Source organism: Hydrogenophaga sp. (assembly GCF_031426985.1).
Lineage (GTDB): Bacteria > Pseudomonadota > Gammaproteobacteria > Burkholderiales > Burkholderiaceae_C > Hydrogenophaga.
On the sequence record NZ_JASJOY010000009.1, the window covers coordinates 95,947 to 103,073 of the forward strand.

General features: G+C 65.2%; 7 protein-coding genes. 4 read left to right on the forward strand and 3 right to left on the reverse strand.

The genetic code is table 11. The features are described from left to right. Positions 1–61: 61 nt before the first annotated feature. On the forward strand, positions 62–1,357 hold the full coding sequence (locus tag RMP09_RS01515) for a mechanosensitive ion channel family protein (protein ID WP_310564244.1): 1,296 nt from the start codon (positions 62–64) through the stop codon (positions 1,355–1,357). 9 nt (positions 1,358–1,366) lie between these two features. On the opposite strand, the gene RMP09_RS01520 is transcribed toward RMP09_RS01515, so the two are convergent. The 3 genes from RMP09_RS01520 to RMP09_RS01530 all read right to left on the reverse strand — a co-directional run bounded on the left by RMP09_RS01520 (position 1,367) and on the right by RMP09_RS01530 (position 4,278). Continuing rightward, entirely contained in the window at positions 1,367–2,659 is a 1,293-nt protein-coding gene (locus RMP09_RS01520; protein ID WP_310564245.1) for a TRAP transporter large permease, read from the reverse strand. Further along, positions 2,656–3,162: a TRAP transporter small permease gene (locus RMP09_RS01525; RefSeq protein WP_310564246.1), complete on the reverse strand. Its 507-nt coding sequence runs from the start codon at positions 3,160–3,162 to the stop codon at positions 2,656–2,658. The genes RMP09_RS01520 and RMP09_RS01525 overlap by 4 nt, the downstream gene beginning before the upstream one ends. Positions 3,163–3,261: 99 nt before the next feature. Continuing rightward, the gene (locus RMP09_RS01530) at positions 3,262–4,278 is read right to left on the reverse strand and encodes a TRAP transporter substrate-binding protein (RefSeq protein ID WP_310564247.1); all 1,017 of its coding nucleotides are present in this window, start codon (positions 4,276–4,278) and stop codon (positions 3,262–3,264) included. 366 nt (positions 4,279–4,644) lie between these two features. Here RMP09_RS01530 and RMP09_RS01535 point away from each other — a divergent pair, with 366 nt between their 5' ends. The 3 genes from RMP09_RS01535 to RMP09_RS01545 form a co-directional block, all read left to right on the forward strand. After that, positions 4,645–5,394 (forward strand): electron transfer flavoprotein subunit beta/FixA family protein, encoded by a 750-nt coding sequence (locus RMP09_RS01535; RefSeq protein ID WP_310564248.1) that lies wholly within the window; start codon positions 4,645–4,647, stop codon positions 5,392–5,394. A 128-nt stretch (positions 5,395–5,522) separates the two neighbouring features. Then, positions 5,523–6,452, forward strand: a complete 930-nt coding sequence (locus tag RMP09_RS01540; protein WP_310564249.1) for an FAD-binding protein — start codon at positions 5,523–5,525, stop codon at positions 6,450–6,452. Positions 6,453–6,524: 72 nt separating this feature from the next. Then, positions 6,525–7,127 (forward strand): acyl-CoA dehydrogenase N-terminal domain-containing protein (locus RMP09_RS01545; protein ID WP_310564250.1); only part of this gene is annotated, 603 nt, incomplete at its 3' end.

Sequence of the window (7,127 nt, forward strand, 5' to 3'; positions counted from 1 at the left end):
CTCTCTGCACAACCGGCCGGTCTCGGCCGGTTCGTTTTTTTGGGTGTTGCATCATTCCCCCATGACTTCGACCGTTTCACTTTCCACGACCCCGCCCCCCATTGACGACCTGCAGGCCTGGCTGGCCGGCTTCACCCAGCCGACCGTGTGGCTGGAATTCGGGGCGCTGGCCACCTGCGTGCTGCTGGCCTGGGCGCTGGCGGCGCTGCTGCGCCGGGCCCTGGGCATGCAGGACGCCCCGACGTCCGTGCTGTTCGGGCGCCGGGTGTTCGACGGCGCACTGTTCCCCTTGCTGCTGCTGGTGCTGGGCTATGTCGCGCGGGCGGCGCTGCTGAACGTGGTGCCGCTGGCGGTGTTCAAGGTCGCCATCCCGGTGCTGGTGTCGCTGGTGGTGATCCGCCTGGGGGTCAAGGTGCTGCAGGCCGCCTTCACCGCGGCGCCCTGGGTGCGCGCGCTGGAGCGCACCATCTCCTGGCTGGCCTGGGGGGCGATGGTGCTGTGGGTCAGTGGCCTGCTGCCGCTGGTGCTGCAGGAACTCGACGACATCCACTGGAAGGTGGGCGCTTCCACGCTGAGCCTGCGCACCCTGATCGAAGGGGCGCTGACGGCGGGCGCGGTGCTCATCGTCACGCTCTGGATTTCGGCCGCCATCGAATCCCGCCTGCTCCGGTCCGCCGTGGGCGGCGAGCTCTCGCTGCGCAAGGCCATCAGCAACGCCACGCGTGCGGTGCTCATGTTCTTCGGTCTGATCTTTGCGCTCTCGGCCGTGGGCATCGACCTCACGGCGCTGTCGGTGCTGGGCGGTGCGGTGGGCGTGGGCATCGGCCTGGGTCTGCAGAAGCTGGCGGCCAACTACGTCAGCGGTTTCGTGATCCTGGCCGAACGCAGCATGCGCATCGGCGACAACGTGAAGGTGGACAACTTCGAGGGCCGCATCAGCGACATCAAGGCGCGCTATACCGTGATCCGCTCGGCCACCGGGCGCGAGTCCATCGTGCCCAACGAAATCCTGATCACCAACCGGGTGGAAAACCTGTCGCTGGCCGACGCCAAGGTCTGGCAGTCCACCGTGGTGAGCGTCGCCTACGACAGCGACGTGGAACTGGTGCGCCGCCTGCTGGCCGACGCTGCGCAGGTGCAGGAGCGGGTGCTCAAGGACCCGGCACCCAACGCCGCGCTGTCGGCCTTTGGCGCCGACGGCCTGGAGTTCACGCTGGGCTACTGGATCGCCGACCCGGAAAACGGGCAGCTGAACCTGCGCTCGGACATCAACATGGCCATCCTGCGCGCACTGCGCGAGAACGGCATCGAGATCCCGTTCCCGCAGCGCATCGTGCACATGAAACCCGGGGCCTGAGCCCCGGGCTCAACCCATGAATCCCGGCAACCAGAGCGAGATGACCGGGAATGCGATCAGGATGCACAGCCGCACGATGTCGGCGGCGACGAAAGGCCACACGCCGCGGTACATCACGCCCAGGTTCACATTGGGCAGCAGCGAATTGATGACGAACAGGTTCAGCCCCACCGGGGGCGAAATCATGCCGATCTCGACGATGGTCACGATCAGGATGCCGAACCACACCGGGTCGAAGCCCAGTCCGGTGATGACCGGGAAGAACACCGGAATGGTCAGCAGCACGATGGACAGCTCTTCCATCACCATGCCCAGCACCAGGTAGATGACCATCATCATGATCACCACCATGATGGGGTTGGGGCTGAACTGCAGCACGAAATCGCGCAGATCGCCCGGCATGCTGGTGAAGTTGATGAAGTTGGTGAAGATCATCGCGCCGATCAGGATCATGAACAGCATGGCCGTGGTGCGCGTGCTTTCCACCAGGATGTCCAGCAGCACGCTCGGGCGCAGCGTGCCCCGCAGCAGGGCGAACAGGAAGGCGCCCGCCGCGCCCACCCCCGCGCCTTCGGTGGCGGTGAACACGCCGCCGTAGATGCCGCCGATGACCAGCCCGAACAGCAGGGCGACGCCCCAGATGCCGCGGATCGCGGTCAGGCGCTGGCGCCAGGTGAATCGCTCGGCCGGCGGGCCGGCGGACGGGTCTTTCCAGGTCACGAAGACCACCGCCAGGCACAGGCAGGTGATGGCCACGATGCCGGGCAGGATGCCGGCAATGAACAGCTTGCCGATGTCGGTCTCGGTGATGATCCCGTAGATCACCAGGATGGTGGACGGCGGGATCAGGATGCCCAGCGTGCCGCCCGAGGCGATGGCGCCCGTGGCCAGCGTGTCCTTGTAGCCGTGCGCCTTCATTTCCGGGTAGGCCACGCGCGTCATGGTGGCGGCGGTGGCAATGGACGAGCCGCAGATCGAGCCGAAACCGCCCGAAGCAATGATGCTGGCCATGGCCAGACCGCCGCGTTTGTGGCCGACGAAGGCGTTGGCGGCGTTGAACAGTTCCTTGGCCATGCCGGCGCGGGCGACGAAGTTGCCCATCAGCACAAACAGGGGGATGACCGACAGCACGTAGTGAAAGCCGGTCTCGAAGATCACCTGGCTGGTGCTGGCGTAGGCGGGTTGCCAGCCGCGCATCAGCCCCAGACCCGCCAGACCGGCCACCGACATGGCCACGGCCAGCGGCACGCGCAAGAACGCCAAGCCGAAGACGGCCAGGAAACCCAGCAGCGCGGCGATCATGCGGAGCCCTCCGGCGCGTGGTGGGTGTGCCCTGTGGCGGGTGCGCCGATGAAGAACAGCAGCAGGTGGGCAATGCCGGTGAGCACCAGCAGCACCGCCATCAGCCAGGCCACCGGCGCGATGGACAGCGCCAGGTGCACGGTGGTGTCACCGTATTCCGCGAAGCGCTCGGCGCGCATCACCATGAGCCGCCCGAGAAACGCGAAGACCCCGGCGCACACGAGGTGGATCAGGCGCGCCTGCAGGCCCCGAAGCCAATCGGGAATGAACGCGTCCAGGGTGTCGAACACCACGTGCTCGCTGCGCCACGACACCAGCGGCAACGCGGCAAAGATGACGACCACCATGAGGATCTCGGTCAGTTCCAGCCCACCAGGCACCGAGTGGTCAAAGAACTTGCGACCCACCACGTCCACCACGGTGAGCCACATGATGGCAAACAGGGCCATGGCAGCCATGATGCCGGCGGACCAGTACAGCAACCGGTCGATCGATTTGTGCATAGGGGCTTTCTGCATGTGAAGGGGCCGGTGAGCCGCCTCCCGGCAGTCCCATCGGCCCCTGAGCCTGCGCGCGGCGCTTTGCGCCCGGCTGACGGCGGCTTATTTCACGTTCTTGATCTCGGCGCGGAACTCGGCCAGCACCTTCTTCGGATCTTTCAGGCCCTTGACCATGGTCGAGGCGGCCCACTTGGTTTCCAGGTAGTCCTGCTTGTCGGCCACTGCCTTGATGAAGGCCTTGTCGGCCTGGATGCGGGCCACGCCCTGTGCCTTCTGGGCGCCGTCGCGGCTGGCGGCATCCACCTTGTCCCAGCCAGCGCCAAACAGGCGCGCCACGTATTCGCCCGACAGCTTGTCCACCACCGCCTTGTCCTGTGCCGACAGGGCTTTGTATTTGTCGGGGTTCATCATGAACACGAAGCTGGTGTTGTACAGGCCGCCCGGGAAGGTGGTGGCGTGCTTGATCATGTTGAGCTTGAACGAGGCCACCGATTCGTCGGGAAAGAAGGTGCCGTCCATCACGCCGGTGGACAGCAGTTCAAACGATTCGGTCGCGGCTTTGAGCGTGGTGTTCCAGCCCATGGCCTTGGAGAGTTCGTTGATGTTGCCGCCACCGATGCGGAACTTCAGCGAGGAAGCGTCGGCCGCCGAGGTCACCGGCTTCTTGCTGTTGAAGATGATGCCGGGGCCGTGGGTGAACACGCCCAGCACCTTCACGCCGCGGTGCTCGCCCAGCGGCGCGAAGTACTTGCTGTAGATCCGCTGGTAGGCCACCGAGGTCTGCACCGCGCTGTCGCCCAGAAAGGGGAATTCGGCCACCTGGGTGTTGATGAAGCGGCCCGGTGTGTAGCCGTCCACGGTGTAGGAGATGTCGGCCAGACCATCGCGCACCGCGTCGAAGGTGCCGGGCGCGGCCACCACGCCCTTGGGCAGGATGTTGCATTTCAGGCGGCCGGCGCTGTCTTTTTCCACGGCATCGCACCAGCTCTTTTGCGCCTGGCTGAGGGTGTGCGTCGGGGGCAGCCAGCTGGACACGGTGAACACCGTCTGGGCCTGGACGGCAGCGCCCATCAAGAGGGTCGATGCGAAGGCAGCGGTGGCTGCAAAGCGAAAGGTCATGCCGGGTCTCCTGGGGAATGGAAATGGTTACTCAATATAAGCAACCGGCTCCAGTTCACTATAGGCGAATACCCGTGCCGAGCCCCTCCAGACTTACCCGAATTAGCCGACCGATTGGTTGGTTTTAGGGATTTCCCTTGCTTTGTCGTCGCGACGGCAGACGGATGCAGGGGCATTGTTGATCATGCGGACTCTTCCTCTATAATCAGAAAAAAGCACGACCGTTCGATTTTTTGCGCTTCCTTCCTCGCGAACAGTACAAAATGTCGTGGTGCTCGCCAGAGACCTACAATCCCGAGTTGACGTGCACGTCAACTCGGGCACCCGTTTCAACCCGCCTTTTTCATTCATCAGGAGCAACCGAACATGAAGGTCATCGTCCCCGTCAAACGCGTGGTGGACTACAACGTCAAGGTGCGCGTCAAGAGCGACGGCACTGGCGTGGACATCGCCAACGTCAAGATGAGCATGAATCCGTTTGACGAGATCGCGGTGGAAGAAGCCGTGCGCCTCAAGGAAAAGGGCGTGGTCACCGAAGTCATCGCCGTCTCCTGCGGCGTGGCGCAGTGCCAGGAAACCCTGCGCACCGCCATGGCCATCGGCGCAGACCGCGCCATCCTGGTCGAGACCGATGCCGAACTGCAGCCCCTGGCCGTGGCCAAGCTGCTCAAGGCCCTGGTGGACAAGGAACAGCCCGGCCTGATCATCCTGGGCAAGCAGGCCATCGACGACGATGCCAACCAGACCGGCCAGATGCTCGCCGCGCTGGCCGACCTGCCGCAGGCCACGTTTGCCAGCAAGGTCGAGATCGCCGACGGCAAGGCCAAGGTCACGCGTGAAATCGACGGCGGCCTGGAAACCCTGGAGATCACGCTGCCCGCTGTCGTCACCACCGACCTGCGCCTGAACGAGCCGCGTTACGTGACGCTGCCCAACATCATGAAGGCCAAGAAGAAGCCGCTGGAAACCGTCAAGCCCGAGGACCTGGGTGTGGACGTGGCCCCGCGTCTGAAGACCCTGAAGGTGGCCGAGCCCGCCAAGCGCGGTGCCGGCATCAAGGTGGCCGATGTGGCCGCCCTGGTCGACAAGCTGAAGAACGAAGCCAAGGTGATTTGACCCTCCCGCGCCGCCTGCGGCGTCACCCCCAGGGGGGCGAACCCTGCGGCCTGGCCAAGCCAGTTCCGCGGGTTCCTGGAACCAGGACACCTCATTCGATCCGTATTTGATTTCAAGGAATTCACGTCATGACCGCACTCGTCATTGCCGAACACGACAACGCCTCCATGAAGGGCGCGACCCTCAACACCGTCACCGCCGCCGCTGCTTGCGGGGGTGATGTGCATGTGCTGGTGGCCGGCCACAACGCCGGCGCCGCCGCCGCTGCCGCCGCGCAGATCGCCGGCGTCAGCAAGGTGATCCACGCCGACGCCGAGGGCTTCGCCCACGGCCTGGCCGAAAACGTTGCCGCCCAGGTGCTGGCCATCGCCGGCAACTACAGCCACATCCTGTTCCCCGCCACCGCCGCCGGCAAGAACGTCGCCCCGCGCGTGGCCGCCAAGCTGGATGTCGCGCAGATCAGCGAAATCAGCAAGGTCATCAGCGCCGACACCTTCGAGCGCCCGATCTACGCCGGCAACGCCATTGCCACTGTGCAGAGCAGCGACGCCACCAAGGTGATCACCGTGCGCGCCACCGGCTTCGACGCCGCGGGCCAGGGCGGATCGGCCGCCGTGGAAACCGTGACCGCCGTCGCCGCCAGCGGCAAGAGCGCCTACCTGGGCAGCGAGATCGCCAAGAACGACCGCCCCGAACTGACGGCGGCCAAGATCATCGTCAGCGGTGGCCGTGCGCTGGGCAGCAGCGAGAAGTTCAACGAAGTCATGACCCCGCTGGCCGACAAGCTGGGTGCCGCCATCGGCGCCAGCCGCGCCGCGGTGGACGCGGGCTACGCGCCCAACGACCTGCAGGTCGGCCAGACCGGCAAGATCGTGGCACCGCAGTTGTATGTCGCCTGCGGCATCAGCGGCGCCATCCAGCACCTGGCCGGCATGAAGGATTCCAAGGTGATCGTGGCGATCAACAAGGACCCCGAAGCCCCGATCTTCAGCGTGGCCGACTACGGCCTGGAAGCCGACCTGTTCACGGCCGTGCCGGAGCTGGTCAAAGCGCTGTAAGCCGTTTCTGAGCCCCAGGGCATCGTTCGCGATGCCCTTTTTGTATCTGTACTCGAACACCGGAGACCTTCCATGAGCTACGTGGCCCCCCTCAAAGACATGCTGTTCAACATTCAGCACCTGGCGCGCATCGACCAGGTGGCTGCCTTGCCCGGTTTTGAGGACGCCGGTCTGGAGACCGCGCAGGCCGTGCTGGAGGAGTGCGCCAAGCTCAACGAAGGTGTGATCGCGCCGCTGAACTTCGAGGGTGACAAGAACCCGTCGTGGTTCAAGGATGGCCAGGTCACCACCACGCCCGGTTTCAAAGAGGCCTTCAAGCAGTACGCCGAGGGCGGCTGGCAGGGTCTGCAGCACCCGGTGGACTTCGGCGGCCAGGGCCTGCCCAAGACCATCGGCGCGGCCTGCGGCGAAATCCTCAACAGCGCCAACATGAGCTTCGCGCTGTGCCCGCTGCTGACAGATGGCGCGATCGAAGCGCTGATCACGGCCGGTTCGGACGACCTGAAAAACATCTACCTGGAAAAGCTGGTCAGCGGCCAGTGGACCGGCACCATGAACCTGACCGAGCCGCAGGCCGGCTCCGATCTGGCGGCGGTGCGCAGCCGCGCCGAGCCGCAGCCCGACGGCAGCTACAAGGTGTTCGGCACCAAGATCTTCATCACCTACGGTGAGCAC